At 69.6% G+C, this 16300-nt stretch carries 14 protein-coding genes and 2 tRNA genes; 4 read left to right on the plus strand and 12 right to left on the minus strand.

Translation table 11 applies throughout. The features are described from left to right. Nucleotides 1-38 precede the first annotated feature (38 nt). From ABT232_RS00840 to ABT232_RS00850, 3 genes are all read right to left on the minus strand, one after another. Nucleotides 39-395 (minus strand): DUF4233 domain-containing protein, encoded by a 357-nt coding sequence (locus ABT232_RS00840; RefSeq protein ID WP_351833936.1) that lies wholly within the window; start codon nucleotides 393-395, stop codon nucleotides 39-41. Nucleotides 396-400: 5 nt separating this feature from the next. Beyond that, entirely contained in the window at nucleotides 401-1915 is a 1515-nt protein-coding gene (folC, locus tag ABT232_RS00845) for a bifunctional tetrahydrofolate synthase/dihydrofolate synthase (protein WP_351833939.1), read from the minus strand. Nucleotides 1916-2005: 90 nt separating this feature from the next. Continuing rightward, the gene (locus ABT232_RS00850) at nucleotides 2006-4630 is read right to left on the minus strand and encodes a valine--tRNA ligase (RefSeq protein WP_351833942.1); all 2625 of its coding nucleotides are present in this window, start codon (nucleotides 4628-4630) and stop codon (nucleotides 2006-2008) included. Nucleotides 4631-4766: 136 nt separating this feature from the next. Here ABT232_RS00850 and ABT232_RS00855 point away from each other — a divergent pair, with 136 nt between their 5' ends. Next, nucleotides 4767-5687, plus strand: coding sequence for a hypothetical protein (locus ABT232_RS00855; RefSeq protein ID WP_351833945.1), 921 nt, complete (start codon nucleotides 4767-4769; stop codon nucleotides 5685-5687). 76 nt (nucleotides 5688-5763) lie between these two features. Here the strand turns inward: ABT232_RS00855 and ABT232_RS00860 are convergent, their stop codons facing one another. The 6 genes from ABT232_RS00860 to ABT232_RS00885 form a co-directional block, all read right to left on the minus strand. After that, on the minus strand, nucleotides 5764-6048 hold the full coding sequence (locus ABT232_RS00860) for a hypothetical protein (protein WP_351833948.1): 285 nt from the start codon (nucleotides 6046-6048) through the stop codon (nucleotides 5764-5766). Between the two features lie 189 nt (nucleotides 6049-6237). After that, nucleotides 6238-7524: an ATP-dependent Clp protease ATP-binding subunit ClpX gene (clpX, locus tag ABT232_RS00865; protein WP_351833951.1), complete on the minus strand. Its 1287-nt coding sequence runs from the start codon at nucleotides 7522-7524 to the stop codon at nucleotides 6238-6240. A gap of 161 nt (nucleotides 7525-7685) precedes the next feature. Next, nucleotides 7686-8366: an ATP-dependent Clp protease proteolytic subunit gene (locus ABT232_RS00870; RefSeq protein WP_351833953.1), complete on the minus strand. Its 681-nt coding sequence runs from the start codon at nucleotides 8364-8366 to the stop codon at nucleotides 7686-7688. Nucleotides 8367-8463: 97 nt separating this feature from the next. Then, nucleotides 8464-9075, minus strand: a complete 612-nt coding sequence (locus ABT232_RS00875) for an ATP-dependent Clp protease proteolytic subunit (protein ID WP_351834781.1) — start codon at nucleotides 9073-9075, stop codon at nucleotides 8464-8466. A gap of 228 nt (nucleotides 9076-9303) precedes the next feature. Beyond that, nucleotides 9304-10698, minus strand: a complete 1395-nt coding sequence (gene tig, locus ABT232_RS00880) for a trigger factor (RefSeq protein ID WP_351833956.1) — start codon at nucleotides 10696-10698, stop codon at nucleotides 9304-9306. A 201-nt stretch (nucleotides 10699-10899) separates the two neighbouring features. Continuing rightward, nucleotides 10900-10976 (minus strand) — tRNA-Pro (locus tag ABT232_RS00885). Nucleotides 10977-11155: 179 nt separating this feature from the next. On the opposite strand from ABT232_RS00885, the gene ABT232_RS00890 reads away from it, so the two are divergent. Beyond that, nucleotides 11156-11226 (plus strand) — tRNA-Gly (locus ABT232_RS00890). A gap of 92 nt (nucleotides 11227-11318) precedes the next feature. On the opposite strand, the gene ABT232_RS00895 is transcribed toward ABT232_RS00890, so the two are convergent. Continuing rightward, nucleotides 11319-11513, minus strand: coding sequence for a hypothetical protein (locus ABT232_RS00895; protein WP_351833959.1), 195 nt, complete (start codon nucleotides 11511-11513; stop codon nucleotides 11319-11321). Nucleotides 11514-11947: 434 nt separating this feature from the next. On the opposite strand from ABT232_RS00895, the gene ABT232_RS00900 reads away from it, so the two are divergent. After that, on the plus strand, nucleotides 11948-13153 hold the full coding sequence (locus ABT232_RS00900; protein ID WP_450871611.1) for an acyltransferase family protein: 1206 nt from the start codon (nucleotides 11948-11950) through the stop codon (nucleotides 13151-13153). 18 nt (nucleotides 13154-13171) lie between these two features. Here the strand turns inward: ABT232_RS00900 and ABT232_RS00905 are convergent, their stop codons facing one another. Together ABT232_RS00905 and ABT232_RS00910 are read right to left on the minus strand one after the other, a co-directional pair. Next, on the minus strand, nucleotides 13172-13630 hold the full coding sequence (locus ABT232_RS00905; RefSeq protein ID WP_351833963.1) for an HD domain-containing protein: 459 nt from the start codon (nucleotides 13628-13630) through the stop codon (nucleotides 13172-13174). A 12-nt stretch (nucleotides 13631-13642) separates the two neighbouring features. Then, nucleotides 13643-14872, minus strand: coding sequence for a PP2C family protein-serine/threonine phosphatase (locus ABT232_RS00910; protein ID WP_351833966.1), 1230 nt, complete (start codon nucleotides 14870-14872; stop codon nucleotides 13643-13645). Between the two features lie 162 nt (nucleotides 14873-15034). Here ABT232_RS00910 and ABT232_RS00915 point away from each other — a divergent pair, with 162 nt between their 5' ends. Continuing rightward, a complete protein-coding gene (locus ABT232_RS00915) occupies nucleotides 15035-16282 on the plus strand; it encodes a GNAT family N-acetyltransferase (RefSeq protein WP_351833969.1) in 1248 nt (415 codons plus the stop codon). The last annotated feature ends 18 nt before the right edge of the window (nucleotides 16283-16300 follow it).

Genomic DNA, 16300 nt, shown 5'->3' on the forward strand with positions numbered 1-16300 from the left:
GCGGGGTGATGAGGCTACCCTGCGGCCCCGCGCCGCTGTCACGCAGCGTCAGCCTGAGCGGAATCCGCCTGCGCGGCGAACCGGGCCTTCGCCTCGTCCACCTTCCGCCCGAAGTGCACCGAGGCCCACCACAGCGCCGCGAACAGCACACCCATGAAGAACATCGTCGGCACCACGAAGCCGGAGGCGATCAGCGCGATCTGGAGCGCCCAGCCCAGGGCGACCCCGCCGGGCCGGGTGACCATCCCGCACAGCACCAGGCACAGGAACATCGCGATCCCGCTGACCGTCCACACCGTCGACATGGACAGGTCGGGGTCCTTCATCGCCACCAACCCGGCGAAACCGATGATGAAGAACTCACCGATCAGCGTCGAAGCACACAGCGTACGCATGAGAATCAGCCCTTCCCCAGCAGCAGCCGGGCCTCTCCGACGGTGATCACGGACCCGGTGACCAGCACGCCACCGCCCGAGAACTCGCCCTCTTCCTCCGCCAGGGTGATCGCCGCCTCCAGCGCGTCCGGCAGCCGCGGCTCGACCTGCACCCGCTCCTCACCGAACACCTCGACCGCGATCGCGGCCAGCTCGTCGGCGTCCATCGCGCGGTGGCTGGAGTTCTGGGTGACCACGATCTCCGCGAAGACCGGCTCGAAGGCCTCCAGCAGGCCCCGCACGTTCTTGTCGCCGCTCGCGCCGACCACTCCGATCAGGCGGCTGAACTGGAACGCCTCACCGATCGCGTCGGCCGTCACCCGCGCGCCCGCCGGATTGTGCGCGGCGTCCAGCACCACGGTCGGGGACCGGCGCACGACCTCCAGCCGGCCCGGCGAGGAGACCGCCGCGAACGCCTTGCGGACCGTCTCGATGTCCAGCGACTCGGCGCGCTGCGCGCCGACCCCGAAGAACGCCTCCACCGCGGCGAGCGCCACGGCCGCGTTGTGCGCCTGGTGGGCGCCGTGCAGCGGCAGATACACCTCGGTGTACTCGCCGCCCAGCCCGCGCAGCGTCAGCATCTGCCCGCCGACGGCCACCTGCCGGGCCACCACACCGAACTCCAGGCCCTCGCGGGCCACCGTGGCGTCCACCTCGACGGCCTTCTTCAGCAGCACCTGCGCCGCGTCCACCGGCTGCTGCGCCATGATCACGGTGGCGTCCTGCTTGATGATCCCGGCCTTCTCGCCGGCGATCGCGCCGGGCGTGTCACCGAGCCGGTCGGTGTGGTCCAGGTCGATCGGGGTCACCACGGCGACATCGCCGTCGATCACATTGGTCGCGTCCCAGGAGCCGCCCATCCCGACCTCGACGACGGCCACGTCGACGGGCGCGTCCGCGAACGCGGCGTACGCCATGCCGGTCAGCACCTCGAAGAAGGACAGCCGGTACTCCTGCGCGGCGTCCACCATCTCCACGTACGGCTTGATGTCCTGGTACGTCTCGATGAACCGCTCGGCGGAGATCGGCGCGCCGTCCAGACTGATCCGCTCGGTGATCGACTGGACGTGCGGCGAGGTGTACCGCCCGGTGCGCAGCTCGAAGGCGCCGAGCAGGGCCTCGATCATGCGGGCGGTGGACGTCTTGCCGTTGGTCCCGGTGATGTGGATCGACGGGTACGACCGCTGCGGGTCGCCCAACACGTCCATCAGCGCGGCGATCCGGCTGACCGACGGCTCCAGCTTGGTCTCGCCCCAGCGGGTCGCCAGCTCCGTCTCGACCTCGCGCAGCGCCCGGTCGACCTCCGGGTCCTCGGGGCGCGCGGGCACGTCGGCCTGCGGGGCACCGCCCTGGGTGCGCAGGGTGCGGCTGCCGGCCTCGATCACCGCGAGGTCCGGGTCGCGGGTCGTCTCCGCCTCGATGATCTCCTCGAAGGGGTCGAGGGGGTCGGGCTGGTCGTGGTTGCCGGGGTTGTCGCTCACGGGGCCAGTCTACGGAGGGGTGGTGACAAAGAGACACGAAGGCCCCCGGTGCCGACACGGCACCGGGGGCCTTCTTCCGCGGATCGGCGGTTACGCCTGCGGCAGCTTCTCCAGCTGGGCGGTGATCCGGGTGATGTCCTCCTCCGCCTTGGCCAGGCGGGTGCGGATCTTCTCCACCACGTTCTCCGGCGCCTTGCCCAGGAACGCCTCGTTGCCGAGCTTCGCCGTGGCCTGCGCCTTCTCCTTCTCCGCAGCGGCCAGGTCCTTCGCGAGCCGCTTGCGCTCGGCCGCCACGTCGATCACGCCGGAGAGGTCCAGGGCCACCTCGACGCCCGCGACCGGCAGGGTCGCCGTCGCAGAGAAGCCCTCGCCCTCCGGCTGGAGGCGCAGCAGCTGGCGGATGGCGGCCTCGTGCGGCGCGAGGGCCGTACCGTCCAGGGCCAGCCTCGCCGGGACCCGCTGGCCGGGCTGGAGGCCTTGGTCGGCGCGGAAGCGGCGGACCTCGGTGATGACGGACTGGAGCGTCTGGATCTCCCGCTCCGCGTCCGCGTCCCGGAAGCCGCTGTCCTGCGGCCACTCGGCGATGACGACGGACTCGCCACCGGTCAGCGTGGTCCACAGGGTCTCCGTCACGAACGGCACGACCGGGTGGAGGAGCCGCAGGGTGACGTCGAGGACCTCGCCGAGGACCCGCTTGCTGACCTCGGCCGGCTCACCGCCCGCCTGGAAGGTGGTCTTGGACAGCTCGACGTACCAGTCGAAGACCTCGTCCCAGGCGAAGTGGAACAGCGCGTCCGAGAGCTTCGCGAACTGGTAGTCCTCGTAGTGCGCGTCGACCTCGGCGACCACGGAGTTCAGCCGGGACAGGATCCACCGGTCCGTCGAGGACATCGTCGACGCGTCCGGCAGCGGCCCGTCGACCGTCGCGCCGTTCATCAGCGCGAAGCGGGTGGCGTTCCAGATCTTGTTGGCGAAGTTGCGGGAGCCCTGCACCCAGTCCTCGCCGATCGGCACGTCGACGCCCGGGTTGGCGCCGCGCGCCAGGGTGAAGCGGAGCGCGTCGGAGCCGTACTTGTCCATCCAGTCCAGCGGGTTGACGACGTTCCCGAAGGACTTCGACATCTTCTTGCCGTTCTGGTCACGGACCATGCCGTGCAGCGCGATGGTGTGGAACGGCGGGGTGCCGTCCATCGCGTAGAGGCCGAACATCATCATCCGGGCGACCCAGAAGAAGAGGATGTCGTAGCCGGTGACCAGGACGGAGTTCGGGTAGAACTTCGCGAGCGACTCGGTCTGCTCCGGCCAGCCGAGCGTGGAGAACGGCCACAGGCCGGAGGAGAACCAGGTGTCGAGGACGTCGGAGTCCTGACGCCAGCCCTCGCCGGACGGCGGCTCCTCGTCGGGGCCGACACAGACGACCTCGCCGTCCGGGCCGTACCAGACCGGGATGCGGTGGCCCCACCACAACTGCCGCGAGATGCACCAGTCGTGGAGGTTGTCGACCCAGTCGAAGTACCGCTTCTCCATCTCCTGCGGGTGGATCTTGACCTTGCCGTCGCGGACGGCGTCGCCGGCCGCCTTGGCGAGCGGGCCGACCTTGACCCACCACTGCATGGACAGCCGCGGCTCGATGGTGGTCTTGCAGCGCGAGCAGTGGCCCACGGAGTGGACGTACGGCCGCTTCTCGGCGACGATCCGGCCCTCGGCGCGCAGCGCGGCGACGATGGCGGAGCGGGCCTCCAGGCGGTCCAGGCCCTGGAAGGGGCCGTGCGCGGTGATGACGGCGTGCTCGTCCATGATCGTGATGGACGGCAGGTCGTGACGCTGGCCGATCTCGAAGTCGTTCGGGTCGTGGGCGGGGGTCACCTTGACCGCGCCGGTGCCGAACTCGGGGTCGACATGGGTGTCCGCGACGACCGGGATGGAGCGGTCGGTCAGCGGCAGCTTGACCAGCTTGCCGATCAGGTGCTTGTACCGCTCGTCGTCCGGGTGCACGGCGACGGCGGTGTCACCGAGCATGGTCTCGGCGCGGGTGGTGGCGACGACGATGGTCTCGTCCCCGTCGCCGTACTTCATCGAGACCAGCTCGCCGTCGTCGTCCTGGTACTCGACCTCGATGTCGGAGATCGCGGTCAGACAGCGCGGGCACCAGTTGATGATGCGCTCGGCGCGGTAGATCAGCTCGTCGTCGTAGAGCCGCTTGAAGATGGTCTGGACGGCCTGGGACAGGCCCTCGTCCATGGTGAACCGCTCACGCGACCAGGCCACGCCGTCGCCGAGGCGGCGCATCTGGCCGGAGATCTGGCCGCCGGACTCGGCCTTCCACTGCCAGACGCGCTCGACGAAGGCCTCACGGCCCAGGTCGTGCCGGGACTTGCCCTCCTTGGCCAGCTCCCGCTCGACGACGTTCTGCGTCGCGATGCCGGCGTGGTCCATGCCCGGCTGCCACAGCGTCTCGAAGCCCTGCATCCGCTTGCGGCGGGTCAGCGCGTCGATCAGCGTGTGCTCGAAGGCGTGCCCGAGGTGCAGGCTGCCGGTGACGTTCGGCGGCGGGATGACGACGGTGAACGGCGGCTTCTCGCTCTTCGCGTCGGCCTCGAAGTAACCCCGCTCTACCCAGCGCTCGTACAGCTTCCCCTCTACCTCGGCCGGCGTGTACTGGGTCGGCAGTTCGGTGGTGGTCGCTGGCGGCTGCTGCTGAGTGTTCTCGGTCACGGGCTCAGTTTAGGGGTGTCACGGCGCGGTCCCGAAACCCGATTCCTTCGTAACAGTGCCCACCCCGATGCGGTGCGTTCGCGCCGGCTGGGCCAGGATGTCAGGTACGCATAAGCTTCTGGAGGGGAACCCAGTAATGAGCTACAACCAGCCGGGCCCGTACGGCGGGCAGCCCCAGCAGCCCGGACCGTACGGTCAGCCGGGCCCCTACGGCCAGCAGCCGCAGGCACCCCAGCCCGGCTACGGCTACCCTCAGCAGCCCGGCCAGCCGCAGCCCGGTTACGGCTACCCTCAGCAGGCCCCGCAGGGTGTCCCGCCCCAGCAGCCCCCGTACGGCCAGGCCCCCTACGGCGCACCCCAGCCCCCGGCTCCGGCCGACGGCAAGAAGAAGACGGGCCTGATCGTCGGCGCGGTGGCGGTCGTGGCGGCGATCGCGGTCGGCGCGTACTTCGTCCTCTCGGGGAGCAGCAGCGGCAGCGGCTCCGCCGTCGCCGACGACGGGCCGCACAAGCTGATCACGCCCGAGACGGTGCTCGGCGGCGACTACAAGCGCATGGGTGAGAACCAGGAGCCCGAGGACGCCTCGTCGAGCGACGCCAAGGACCTGGCGAAGAGCGGCGTCACCGACGCCAAGGCCGTCAGCACCATGTACTCGACGATCGACCTCACCGACCCCGAGGCCCTCGAGGACCCGACGGTGATCGCCTCGTCCAAGGCTGTGACGTTCGTCGGTCTCTACGGCAAGGTGAAGGACCCGGAGAAGGCGATCGACACGGCCTTCGCCGACATGAAGAAGGAAGCCGACGGCGACATGAAGTTCGTCGGCGACGCCGAATCCGTGGAGCCGGACAGTCTCGACGGTGCCGTCATGAAGTGCCAGAAGGCCCAGGCCAAGAGCGAGGTCACGGGCGCCACCGACACTCAGTACATGTGCATGTGGGCCGACTACAGCACGATCGGCATGGCCGTTCCCGCCGTGGGCGGCAAGGGCATCGACCTGGAGGCCTCCGCCCAGGTCACCGCGGACCTGCGCAAGGACGTCCGCGTCAAGGCCTGACGCCCGCACAGCTCCGCACGACAGAAGGCGGCCCGGCACCAAGCCGAGCCGCCTTCGTCATGCGCTCAGCTCCGGATCAGGCCCGCTTGCAGGCCGGCATCGACACCGAGCCGGGCACGTCGAGCTTCGCCAGTGCCTGGATGCAGAGAGGGTTGGCCATCTTGCCCACACCTGTGTCGATAGCCCCGTAACCGCAAGCCTGCTTCACCTTCGGACCGGCGAAGTATCCATGGCTGGCGACATAGCTGGTGCAGGCACTCTGCGTGGCGCTCGCCGGCGAGGCCACGAGGATCGGCAGCGCCCCTGCGGCCACCACCACACCGGCCCCCGCGACCAGGCGCTTGACCCGCTGGAAAATCATTCGGATTCCTCCCGTTTCATGCAGCCGGACGCTCGAATGCACGTCCGACTTGGTCGGGTAGATCCGATCAGGAGTACGGGGTCGGCTCAAGCTCCCGCCGGAACGGTGACTCGATCCGGTCGGTTCCGGTCCGACACGCCGACGGGCAGGCACCCGGCCTCGGATGCCTGCCCGTCGTCGCTGGAATGCTCAGGCCGTCTTCTGCTCCCCCGCCCCCCGCCCCCGTGCGTCCCGCGGGATCAGGGTCGGGTTGACGTTGGAGTGGACGACGTCCGCCGTGATGACGACGCGGGCCACGTCCTTGCGGGACGGGATCTCGTACATCACGCCCTGGAGGACTTCCTCCATGATGGCGCGCAGGCCGCGGGCGCCGGTCTGGCGGAGGATGGCCTGGTCGGCGATGGCTTCCAGAGCCTCGCGCTCGAAGTCCAGCTCGACACCGTCGAGTTCGAAGAGCCGCTGGTACTGCTTCACCAGCGCGTTGCGGGGCTCGACGAGGATCTGGAGGAGGGCTTCGCGGTCCAGGTTGTGCACGCTCGTGATGACCGGGAGGCGGCCGATGAACTCGGGGATCATGCCGAACTTGACCAGGTCCTCGGGCATGACGTCCTCGAACTGGTCCTTGGCCTCCAGCTCGCGCTTGGAGCGGATCGTCGCGCCGAAGCCGATGCCCTTGGCGCCGGCCCGGGACTCGATGATCTTCTCCAGTCCCGCGAACGCACCGCCCACGATGAACAGCACGTTCGTCGTGTCGATCTGGATGAACTCCTGGTGCGGGTGCTTGCGGCCGCCCTGCGGCGGGACCGACGCCGTCGTGCCCTCGAGGATCTTCAGCAGGGCCTGCTGGACACCCTCGCCGGAGACATCGCGGGTGATCGACGGGTTTTCGCTCTTACGGGCGACCTTGTCGATCTCGTCGATGTAGATGATCCCGGTCTCGGCCTTCTTGACGTCGTAGTCGGCCGCCTGGATCAGCTTCAGCAGGATGTTCTCGACGTCCTCGCCGACGTAACCCGCCTCGGTGAGCGCGGTGGCGTCGGCGATCGCGAACGGGACGTTCAGCATGCGGGCGAGGGTCTGGGCCAGCAGGGTCTTGCCGGAGCCCGTCGGGCCCAGCAGGAGGATGTTGGACTTCGCCAGCTCGATGGCGTCGTCACGGCCGCTGCCGCCGCCGTTCTCACCCGCCTGGACACGCTTGTAGTGGTTGTACACCGCCACGGAGAGGGCCTTCTTCGCGGCCTCCTGGCCGACGACGTACCCCTCCAGGAACTCGTAGATCTCGCGCGGCTTGGGCAGTTCCTCCCAGCGGACCTCACTGGTCTCCGCGAGTTCTTCCTCGATGATCTCGTTGCAGAGATCGATGCACTCGTCGCAGATGTACACACCAGGGCCTGCGATGAGCTTCTTGACCTGCTTCTGGCTCTTGCCGCAGAACGAGCACTTGAGCAGATCGCCGCCGTCACCGATGCGTGCCACGGTGTGCTTCCCCTTCGCCTGGGAGACGCCTAGGTCCAGCGGCTCCTGGTGCTGCCTTATGTCCGACGGTACCTTGCCGAGCCCCCCGTTCGGGCCCCCCTTGGCAGGGTTCACTTTGACGTGCACCGTGCCAAGGGGCGGCATAGCCTACGGGGTCCGCGTCAGCGGACGGAGGCGTTGTTCATCTTGCGGGTGGAGATGATCTGGTCGATCAGCCCGTACTGCAGCGCGTCCTCGGCCGTGAGGATCTTGTCGCGCTCGATGTCCTCGCGGATCTTCTCGACCGGCGTGGTCGAGTGCTTGGCCAGCATCTCCTCCAGCTGCGCGCGCATCCGCAGGATCTCGTTGGCGGCGATCTCCAGGTCGGAGACCTGACCGCGGCCGGTCTCGCTGTACGGCTGGTGGATCAGCACACGGGCGTTCGGCAGCGCCATGCGCTTGCCCGGCGTACCGGCGGCCAGCAGGATCGCGGCGGCGGAGGCCGCCTGGCCCATGCAGACCGTCTGGATGTCGGGCTTGACGAACTGCATCGTGTCGTAGATCGCCGTCAGCGCGGTGAAGGACCCGCCGGGGCTGTTGATGTAGACCGAGATGTCCCGGTCGGGGTCCATCGACTCCAGGCACAGCAGCTGCGCCATGACGTCGTTGGCGGAGGCGTCGTCGATCTGCACGCCGAGGAAGATCACGCGCTCCTCGAAGAGCTTCGCGTACGGGTCGTACTCGCGGATGCCCTGGGAGGTGCGCTCGACGAAGCGCGGGATGACGTAACGGGACTCGGCCGAGGGGCCGGTGTACTCGGCGCGCGCACGGTCGTAGATGCCGCTGCCGGGGAAGTCGTTCACGGTGTCTCCTGAAAAGGCTGGGGCGGTGGCTGGGGTGCGTCGGAGGCGTCGGGCCCACAAGGGGCCGTCAGGGCCGAAGGAGAGGCCGCTACGGCCCTCAGGAGCCCGCCCCGGTGCCGCCGCCGCCCGGCATACCGGCGGCCGTGGCGATCACGTCGTCGATGAGGCCGTACTCCTTGGCCTCCTGGGCGTCGAACCAGCGGTCGCGGTCCGAGTCGCGGGTGATCTGCTCGACCGACTGACCGGTGTGCAGGGACGTGAGCTCCGCCATGCGCTTCTTGGTGTGCAGCAGCCGCTCGGCGTGGATCTTGATGTCCGAGGCCGAGCCGGCCAGACCGGCGGAGGGCTGGTGGATCAGGATCTCGGCGTTCGGCAGGGCGAAGCGCTTGCCGGGGGTGCCCGCGCTGAGCAGGAACTGGCCCATCGAGGCGGCGAGACCCATCGCGATGGTCACCACGTCGTTCTTGATGTACTGCATGGTGTCGTAGATCGCCATGCCGGCCGTGATCGAACCACCGGGGCTGTTGATGTAGAGGTAGATGTCCTTGTCCGGGTCGGAGGCAAGGAGCAGCAACTGCGCGGTGATCTTGTTGGCGATGTCATCGTCGACCGGCTGGCCGAGGAAGATGATCCGCTCGCCGAGCAGCCGGTTGTAGACCTGGTCGCCGAGGCCACCACCGATGGAAGGCTCGCCGGCGGCGGAGGGCATCAGATTCGTCACGTATCCACCTGCTCGTCTTACGACGGCGCCGGGCCGTCTCACGTGTACTACGTATTCATGGACCCTAACGCGGTGCTCCCTTCGGGGAATCCCGTGTAGGGGGGTGTTCGCCGGGGGCGTAGAGCCGTGCGGTCCCGGGCCGCGCAGGGAACGCCGACGGGCCCCGGGTCAGATACCCGGGGCCCGTCGTGTCACGCGTCAGAGCCGGAGCGCGGCTCAGCCCTCGGACTTCTCCTCGGCCGCGGCCTCGGTGGCCTCCGCGGTCTCGGCGGCGGCCTCGGGGGCCTCCTCGTCCTCGTCCTCGTCCTCGAGGTCGACGATCTCGCCGTTGGTGTCCTTCACCGTGGCGGCCTCGACCACGACGGCCAGGGCCTTGCCGCGGGCGACCTCGCCGACGAGCAGCGGGACCTGGCCCTGCTCGACGACGGCCTGGGCGAACTGGTCGGGGGACATGCCGGAGGAGGCGGCGCGCCGCATGAGGTGCTCGGTGAGCTCCTCCTGGTTGACGTTGAGCTTCTCCTGCTTGACCAGCTCGTCGAGGACGAACTGGGTCTTGATGCCCTTGACCGCGGCCTCGCGGGTCTCGGTCTCGAACTCCTCGGCGGTCTTGCCCTGGAGCTCCAGGTACTTGTCGAGGGTCAGGCCCATCTGGCCCAGCTGGTGGTGCTCGAGGTTGTGCTTGCGGGTGTTGACCTCGTCCTCGAGCAGCTTCTCGGGGACCGGGACCTCGACCAGCTCGAGCAGCTTCTCCAGGACGCGCTCCTGCGCCTGGGTGGCCTGGTCGAACTGCTTCATGTTCTCCAGGCGCTTGCGGCTGTCCGCCTTCAGCTCGTCCAGGGTGTCGAACTCGGAGGCGAGCTGCGCGAACTCGTCGTCCAGCTCCGGCAGCTCACGCTTGGCGACCTGGGTGACCTTGACGGTGACCTCGGCCTCCTTGCCGGCCGCGGAGCCGCCCTTGAGCTCGGAGGTGAAGGTGGCCTCGCCACCGGCCTCCAGGCCCTTCACGGCGTCGTCGATGCCTTCCAGCAGCTCGCCGGAGCCGATGGTGTAGGAGACGCCGCTGGCGACGCCGTCCTCCAGGACCTCGCCCTCGACCTTGGCCTCCAGGTCGACGGTGACCACGTCGCCGTCCTCGGCGGCGCGCTCGACCGGGGTGGTCGAGGCGAAGCGCTCGCGGAGCTGCTCGACCGACTTCTCGATGTCCTCGTCGGTGACCTCGACGGCGTCGACCTCGACCTCGATGCCGGAGTAGTCCGGGATCTCGATGGCCGGGCGGATGTCGACCTCGGCGGTGAAGTTCAGCGTCTCGCCGTCCTTCAGCTCCGTGATGTCGACCTCGGGCTGGCCGAGGACGTTGAGCTCGGCCTCGTTGACCGCCTCCGTGTAGAACTTCGGAAGCGCGTCGTTGACCGCCTCCTCCAGCACGGCGCCACGGCCGAACCGCTGGTCGATGACCCGGGCGGGAATCTTGCCCTTGCGGAAGCCCTTCACCGTGACCTGCTGGTTGATCTTCTTGTACGCCGCGTCGAGGCTGTCCTTGAGCTCCTCGAAGGGCACCTCGACAGTGAGCCGAACCCGGGTCGGGTTCAGGTTCTCCACGGCGCTCTTCACGGTTCGGTCTCCTTGTGGCTGACTGCTCGGGTTCTGCCGGGGCCAGACTGGTCCGGCGGATTTCGCCGCCCGGAGGAGTTCTCAGGCCGTCTCGGCCGGACACACGGGCGTGCAGCTTGCATAGTAACGGCAGCGGCTACACCACCCAAAAGGCGATCACACATGGTGGCGGAAGACGATCACTGAAGGTGACCGTGTGGCTGGTCGGGGTGGCGGGATTTGAACCCACGGCCTTCCGCTCCCAAAGCGGACGCGCTACCAAGCTGCGCCACACCCCGTCTGGTGCGACACGTAGGCTACATGCCCGCGGACAGCGCGTCCGCTGGATTACGCGGGTGCGGGCGGGCCGTTTCCGCGGGCGGAACCGGCGCGGCGCGGGAAGGGGTGTGCGGCGAGGCGGACCGACCCGCTACGATGCCTGCAGTGCCGCGGTCACCCGACCAGCGGCGCGCTGTGTGCGGGCGTAGCTCAATGGTAGAGCCCCAGTCTTCCAAACTGGCTACGCGGGTTCGATTCCCGTCGCCCGCTCGGTACCGCTCAGGGCCGGCCGGAGGTGTGATCCTCCGACCGGCCCTGCGGCGTTCCCGGAATGTGTTCCGGGCGCGTTCGGGGGCAGACGCTCAGAAACTGATCGAGTTGATCATTTCCGCTATCGAGTTGAGGAAACGATTGATCGACGGGGCCATGCCGGACGAGGCGAGGAAGAACCCGAAGAGGATCGCCACGACCGCGGGTCCGGCCTTGATCGAGCCGCCGCGGATCATCACCACCAGAATGATCGCCAACAGCAGCACCACTGACAGTGAAATGGCCACAACAGATCACACCCTCCGGACGGTCCGCTCTCCCGGCCGGGGGACGCCAGCCCCGCACACCCCCGCCAGAACCATCGTGCCACCAACCAGGCCGCCCTATGCGGTTCGTGACGCAACGTCGGTGACGACTGTGTCGTGCCGGGACCCGTCGGACGGCGTCAACGGCCGTCCCGCGGGAGGCCGTGGAGCCGTTGCCGGGCATGAGCGCGACAGGAATGGAACAGGGTGGTTTCCATGTCCACACAACATGTGCACAGATAAATCGAATTGTCCCCAAGAGCCCATTTCACCTGCGGTTTCATCGGCCCGGCCCTGTGTCGACCATCACGCCCGAGGCAATGACAGCCGGCGTAAAACTGGGGTAGCCGAGCTTTAAACCAAGAATGACGTCCAGGGTTTTACGGGACCCCACAGACGACGCTAGGGTGCCTCAGATGTTTCACGCCGCCTCCTCCCGCCGCAGGGCGCCGCTTCCACCGGCACAGTCGCCGGCATCGGGAGTGCCGAGCCCGCGCTCACCGCAGAGCCCGCAGTCCGGCAAGCAGCGCGACGCGTTCTTCGACAACGCCAAGTACCTGGCGATCGTGCTGGTGGCCATAGGCCACGCCTGGGAGCCGCTGAAGGGTGACAGCCGCATCCTGGAGGGCGTGTACACGGTCGTGTACACCTTCCACATGCCGGCGTTCATCATCATCTCCGGCTTCTTCTCCCGCAGTTTCGACATGCGCCCGAGCCGGCTCAAGCGGCTCATCACCGGCGTCGCCGTGCCGTACATCCTCTTCGAGACGGCCTATCCGCTGTTCAAGCGCGTGGTCGACCACGACCCGGGCCAGGAGATCAGCCTGCTCGACCCCTGGTACCTCACCTGGTTCCTGGTCGCGCTGTTCCTGTGGCGGCTGACCACGCCGATCTGGAACCTGGTGCGCTGGCCGCTGCCGATCGCGCTCGGTCTGGCGATGGCCGCCTCGGTCACCCCGGAGATCGGCAACGACCTGGACCTCCAGCGGGTGCTGCAGTTCCTGCCGTACTTCGTGCTGGGCCTGTGCATGAAGCCGGAGCACTTCCATATGGTGCGCCGGCGCTCGGTGCGCATCGCCTCGGTGCCGGTCTTCGCGGTGGCGCTGGCCGTCGGCTGGTGGGCCGTGCCGCGGATGAACACCGCCTGGTTCTACCACCGTGACGCCGCCCAGGAGCTGGGTGTGCAGTGGTGGGTCGGACCGGTGATGGTGCTGGCGATGTTCGGCTGCTCGCTGGTGCTGACCGCCTGCTTCTTCGCCTGGGTGCCGCGCCGCCACCTGTGGTTCACCGCGCTCGGCGCGGGCACGCTGTACGGCTATCTGCTGCACGGCTTCGTGGTGAAGGCCGGCGAGTACCGCGGCTGGTTCGAGCACGACTGGCTGCACCGGCCGCTCGGCCAGATCTTCGTGAGCGCGGTCGCCGCGGTGGTCGTGACGCTGCTGTGCACCAAGCCGGTGCAGCGGGTGTTCCGGTTCGCCATGGAGCCCAAGATGGAGTGGGCCTTCAAGCAGGACGCGGCCCAACTCGCCCGCGACCGCCGCCAGAACGAGAACGGCGAAAGCGGCGGCAACCCCGGCAAGAGCGACAAGAGCGACAGCACGCGCGAAACCGCCCGCGTCTGAGACCGGTTCGCCCTGGCGTCACCCACCGAGACCGAGAAGTGCCCGCATCCGCGCGTACTTCTCGGTCAGTCGTTTCCGCGTCGGCTCGTCCAGGACGGCCAGCCGGTCCGGGTCGGCGTTGTGCGCCAGGTCCGCCTCCTTCACCAGCAGCGCGCCGGGCGTGGCGAGGATCCGGGCCGCGTAGGCCTCCGGCGGCTCCCCCGCCCGTTTGGTGACCGCCCGCACGATGTCCTTCGTACGCCCGCTCAGCGGGGCCTGGGCCAGCCACTGCTCGGGGAGCGCGGCGTCCTCGACGGCGTCGTGCAGCCAGGCGGCGGCGATCTGCTCGTCGTCGCCGCCGCGGGCGCGGACCCCCTCGGCGACGGCCTGGAGGTGTTCGGTGTAGGGCCGGCCGGCCTTGTCGGTCTGGCCCTGGTGGGCGGCGCGGGCCAGCGCCTCCACCTCGGTGAGGGGCAGGGTGCGCGGGGTCTCGGTCACCCCGCCAGTGTCTCAGCGGACCGTGGAGCGCGCCTGTGCCTGTGCGTGTGCCTGGGCCTGCACCTGGGCCTGTACCTGGGCGGTGGGGCCCTCGCGGCAGATCAGCAGCAGGGCCCGGTCGTCGTTGACGTCCTTGGCGACGGCCTCGATGAGGTGCCAGGCGGCGCCGTGGAAGCCGCCGGCGACATAGCGGTCGGCCTCACCGGTGAGGCGGTCGATGCCCTCGACGATGTCCCGGTCGGAGGTCTCCACCAGGCCGTCCGTGAACAGCATCAGCACGTCCCCGGGCCGCAGCGAGCCCTTGACCGGGTCGAACTGGGCGCCCTCGTACACGCCGAGCAGGGGGCCCTCGGCCGCCTTCTCCTCCCAGCGGCCGCTGCCGGCGCTCAGCTGGAGGCCCGGCGGATGCCCGGCCGAGTACAGCTCGTAGTCCCCCGAGTCCAGGTCGAGGACCAGGTGGATCGAGGTCGCGAAGCCCTCGTCCCAGTCCTGGCGGAGCAGATAGCCGTTGGCGGCCGGGAGGAAGGCGTGCGGCGGCAGCGAGCCCAGCAGGCCGCCGAAGGCGCCGGACAGCAGCAGGGCGCGGGAGCCCGCGTCCATGCCCTTGCCGGAGACGTCGGTGAGCACGACCTCCAGGGTGCGGCCGCCGTTGGTGCGGGCCGCGACCACGAAGTCGCCGGAGAAGGACTGGCCGCCGGCCGGGCGCAGCGCCATCTCGCGGTGCCAGCCCGCGGGGAGCTTGGGCAGCCGGCTCTGGGTGCGGATGCGCTCGCGCAGGTCGAACAGCATGGTGCCGCCGCGCCGCCACGGCACGCCGACCCGGCTGCGGAACTGGGCGATCAGCAGTCCGAACATCCCGCACGCGGCGACCACGAGCACCACACCGGGGGTGACCCGGGAAGGGCCCTCGGTGTAGGGGCCCAGCTGGATCGACTCCACGATCAGCGCGGTCGCGGCGGCCGCGTACAGGCCGAGCAGGCTGGCCGGGCGCAGCAGCAGGCCGCCCGCGACGATCGGCAGGACCAGCGCGGCCGGGGAGCACCACACCGGGTTGGCCAGCGTGGTGACCGCGATCAGCGGGACGGTGAGCAGCAGACCGGCCAGCGCGATCCAGTCGGAGCCGTCACCGCGGAAGTAGTCGACGGCGCTTCTGCGCAGGCCGACGCGGGCCCGGTGCCACTGAATCTTCCACCGGGCCGGGAACGTCTCGGCCGCCGCGCGCCGCCCTCGTCCTGCTGCCATTAGTTCGGGACCCTATCCATCGGACCAGTCGCTTGGCACGGGAGGTCCCACTTGTCCCCCGTCCGAGGCTCGACTTCTCAGTGAACTTCACGGAAGGACACCACGCCGCCGCCTGCCGGAAATTGCCTGGCTGGTCCCCCAATGCACTGGTAGGCATGGACCATGGCGATGGCGAGTGAGTGGTCGGACGGACTGCGCGTCCTGCGGCCGGACGACTGGGACGTGTGGTACGACACCCTGCTCCGCGCGTTCGGCGGCGTGCCGGAGGCGGCCGAGGAGCGCGAACTGTGGCGGGAGCTCACCGAGTTCGACCGTTTCCTGGGCGTCTGGGACGGGGCGGACTGCGTGGGCACGGCCGGGGCGTTCTCGTTCCGGCTGACCGTGCCCGGCGGGGCCTCGGTGCCGGCGGCCGGCGTGACCATGGTGGGCGTGGCGGGGACGCACCGGCGGCGCGGGGTGCTGACCGCGATGATGCGGCGGCAGCTGGACGACGTCCGCTCCTGGGGCGAGCCGCTGGCGGTGCTGACCGCCTCCGAACCCGACATCTACGGCCGGTTCGGGTACGGCGCGGCGTCGTACTCGTTGCGCGCCGAGATCGACACCGCCCGGGTCCGGCTGTCGGTGCCCGCGGGGACCGATGACGTACGGCTGCGGTACGCGGCGCCCGCCGATGTCCTCGACGCGTGCGAGGCGGTCTACGCCCGGCTGGTACCGCGGCGGCCGGGGATGCTGGCGCGGCGGCCCGGCTGGGAGCGGGTCGGGCTGCTGGACCCGGAGGGCGAGCGGGACGGGGCGTCGCCGTTGCAGTGCGTGGTGGCCGAGCGGGACGGGCGCATCGAGGGGTACGCGCGGTTCCGGGTGAAGGTCGGGTGGGGCGAGAGCGGGCACGACGGCACGGTCGTGCTGGAGGAGTTCGCGGCCCTGGATCCGGCGGTGGACGCGGCGCTGTGGCGGTTCCTGTTCGGGATCGACCTGACGTCGACGCTGGTGGTGCGTTCCCGGCCGGCCGACGACACCTTCCGGCACCTGGTGTCCGACATCCGGCGGTGCCGTCCGCGGATGCGGGACTCGCTGTATCTGCGGCCGGTGGAGGTCGGGGCCGCGCTGGAGGCGCGGACCTATCTCGCGCCGGTGGACGTGGTGCTGGAGGTCCGGGACGACTTCTGCCCGTGGAACGCCGGGCGCTGGCGGCTGAGCGGGGACGCCAAGGGCGCTTCGTGCGAACGGACGACGGACCCGGCCGACCTGGCGCTGTCCGCGCGGGAGCTGGGGTCGGCGTATCTCGGCGGGGTGACCCTGAGAGCGCTGGGGGCCGCCGGGCGGGTGCGGGAGCTGCGGGCCGGGGCGCTGGACGAGGCGTCGGTGGCGTTCAGGACGCACATGGCGCCGTGGCTGCCGCACGGCTTCTAGGCGCGCGCCGGGCGCCGC

It is taken from the genome of Streptomyces sp. NPDC001532, from assembly GCF_040298625.1.
Taxonomy (GTDB): Bacteria; Actinomycetota; Actinomycetes; order Streptomycetales; family Streptomycetaceae; genus Streptomyces.

What these genes read in the sequence shown, in the direction of transcription:
- ABT232_RS00900 (WP_450871611.1), top strand. Translation starts at nt 11,948, where the DNA reads ATGTTTCACGCCGCCTCCTCCCGCCGCAGGGCGCCGCTTCCACCGGCA.
- ABT232_RS00855 (WP_351833945.1), top strand. Translation starts at nt 4,767, where the DNA reads ATGAGCTACAACCAGCCGGGCCCGTACGGCGGGCAGCCCCAGCAGCCC.
- ABT232_RS00860 (WP_351833948.1), bottom strand. Translation starts at nt 6,048, where the DNA reads ATGATTTTCCAGCGGGTCAAGCGCCTGGTCGCGGGGGCCGGTGTGGTG.
- ABT232_RS00915 (WP_351833969.1), top strand. Translation starts at nt 15,035, where the DNA reads ATGGCGATGGCGAGTGAGTGGTCGGACGGACTGCGCGTCCTGCGGCCG.
- ABT232_RS00910 (WP_351833966.1), bottom strand. Translation starts at nt 14,872, where the DNA reads ATGGCAGCAGGACGAGGGCGGCGCGCGGCGGCCGAGACGTTCCCGGCC.
- ABT232_RS00875 (WP_351834781.1), bottom strand. Translation starts at nt 9,075, where the DNA reads ATGCCCTCCGCCGCCGGCGAGCCTTCCATCGGTGGTGGCCTCGGCGAC.
- ABT232_RS00840 (WP_351833936.1), bottom strand. Translation starts at nt 395, where the DNA reads ATGCGTACGCTGTGTGCTTCGACGCTGATCGGTGAGTTCTTCATCATC.